The following is a 1,808-nucleotide window of genomic DNA, read 5'->3' on the forward strand; positions in this document are numbered from 1 at the left end:
CAAGAGCTTCTGCGCGACATGGGTGGAGGCGCCCAGCAGCACGGTGTAGCCATCGGCCGGCTGCTGCGCCACGGATTCGGCAGCAAGGATGCCTGCCGCGCCCACCTTGTTCTCCACCACGATGGGCTGGCCAAGCTCCCTGCCCAGCACTTCGGCCAGCTTGCGCGCCTGGATATCCGGGCCGCCGCCAGCGGCATACGGCACCACCAGGCGAATCGGGCGGCTGGGGTAGTCGTCCGCGGCAAACGCCGAAGCCGGCAGGCCGGATGCTGCCGCAACGGGCAGCGTCAGCAGGGTCCGCAGCATCAGGCGGCGCGTGCGGCGGGTGGATGCAGGCATCTCAGGTCTCCTTTCTGGTTTTGCCCGATTGTCACGCCGCGCCATCATTCGAGACAATGATCCAGTTCTTATGAATCCATCAGGATTGGTTATGGCAATGGTTTCCCCTTCGCGCGTGGCTGCGCCGAGCGCCGCCCATCCGAACCGGATCGACCGCCTGCGTATCCGCCATCTGCGGCTGCTGGACCTGGTGGCGCGAACCGGCTCCCTGACCGCTGCCGCCGAGGTCATGCACATCAGCCAGCCGGCGGTGACCAAGATGCTGCAGGAGCTGGAGCAAGCTTTCGGCTGCACGCTGATCGAGCGCACTACGCGAGGCGGCCGCCTGAGCCCGGCGGGCGAGCGCGCGCTGGAGCGCCTGCGCATTGCGCTGGGCGCGCTGGACGCGGCCAGCGAGGCCCTGGCGGCCCGCCCGGAGATCCCGCTGGTGCGCATGGGCGTGCTGCCGCTGGTCGGGGTCAACGTGCTGCCAAGGCTGATCGCCACGCTGAGCCGGCAGGGTGTGCTGCCGCGCTTGCAGGTAAGGGAGCACACCGTCAGCGGCCTGCTCGGGCTGCTCGCCGGTGGCGAGCTCGACTGTGTCATAGGCCGGCTGGAAACCAGTCATCCCGCGCAATCGCGGGAACGGCTGGCCATCACGCCGCTATGGGACGAACACCTGGCCATTGCCTGCGCGCGGGACCACCCCTTGGCCAGGCGCCGCGAGGTAAGCCTGCCGGCACTGCATGAAGGGCCTTGGATCCTGCCGCCGCGCGGCACCCACACGCGGGAGATCTTCGAGCAGCCGTTTCTCGATAGCGGTCAGTTGCCGCCCGTGCCGCATATCGAATCGATCTCATTTCACAGCAGCTTGTCGATGGTTGCCGCGAGTGGCTTCCTGACGATTGCGCCGGCCAGCGCCGTGCGCCACTACGCGCAGACGTCCATGGTGCACCAGGTGCGCCTGCGCACGCCGTTCGCCTCCGGGCGGATGGTGTTGATTACCCAGCGGGATGCGGCAGTTGCGCCGGCGGTCGCCTTGATCGCCGATGCCCTGCGGGAGGCCGGCAACCCTTAGGGGCGCGCCACACGGGCGCCAGGTTCACGCAAACTCACATTGCCCCGCCCCCTGAGCGGATATCATATGCCCACCAAACAAAGCGCCTCCGGCCGACCCACGATCAGCGGATCCGCGGATCCGCGGACCGGCCCGGGGCAAGCAGCTTCACCTAGCGATACCACTCATGAATCCCAATCCCGACACCCCCGCACGCCCGGCCATCCGTTCCCTGACGCAGCTTGAAGGGCGCGTGCTGGCCGTGCTGGTCGAAAAGCAGCACACGGTGCCGGACACCTATCCGCTGTCGCTCAACGCACTGGCATCCGGCTGCAACCAGAAGACCGCGCGCTCACCGGTGATGAATGCCTCCGAGGCCGAGATCCTCACCGCCATCGATGGCCTGAAACGCCTGAGCCTGGCCATGGAAGGC

The 1,808-nt window shown here is 67.8% G+C and carries 3 protein-coding genes; 2 read left to right on the forward strand and 1 reads right to left on the reverse strand.

Annotation, left to right across the window (positions count from 1 at the left end; genetic code table 11):
* Positions 1–339 (reverse strand): Bug family tripartite tricarboxylate transporter substrate binding protein (locus tag AC1DS3_RS38270; protein WP_477129321.1); only part of this gene is annotated, 339 nt, incomplete at its 3' end.
* A gap of 91 nt (positions 340–430) precedes the next feature.
* Between AC1DS3_RS38270 and AC1DS3_RS38275 the strand changes: the two genes are divergently transcribed.
* Positions 431–1,396, forward strand: a complete 966-nt coding sequence (locus tag AC1DS3_RS38275) for a LysR family transcriptional regulator (protein ID WP_441636439.1) — start codon at positions 431–433, stop codon at positions 1,394–1,396.
* A gap of 166 nt (positions 1,397–1,562) precedes the next feature.
* A partial coding sequence (locus AC1DS3_RS38280; RefSeq protein WP_477129322.1) for a DUF480 domain-containing protein occupies positions 1,563–1,808 on the forward strand: 246 nt, incomplete at its 3' end.

The organism is Cupriavidus sp. 01L46 (assembly GCF_056399905.1).

Coding starts and splice junctions, on each gene's coding strand:
- AC1DS3_RS38275 (WP_441636439.1), top strand. CDS start 431: ATGGCAATGGTTTCCCCTTCGCGCGTGGCTGCGCCGAGCGCCGCCCAT.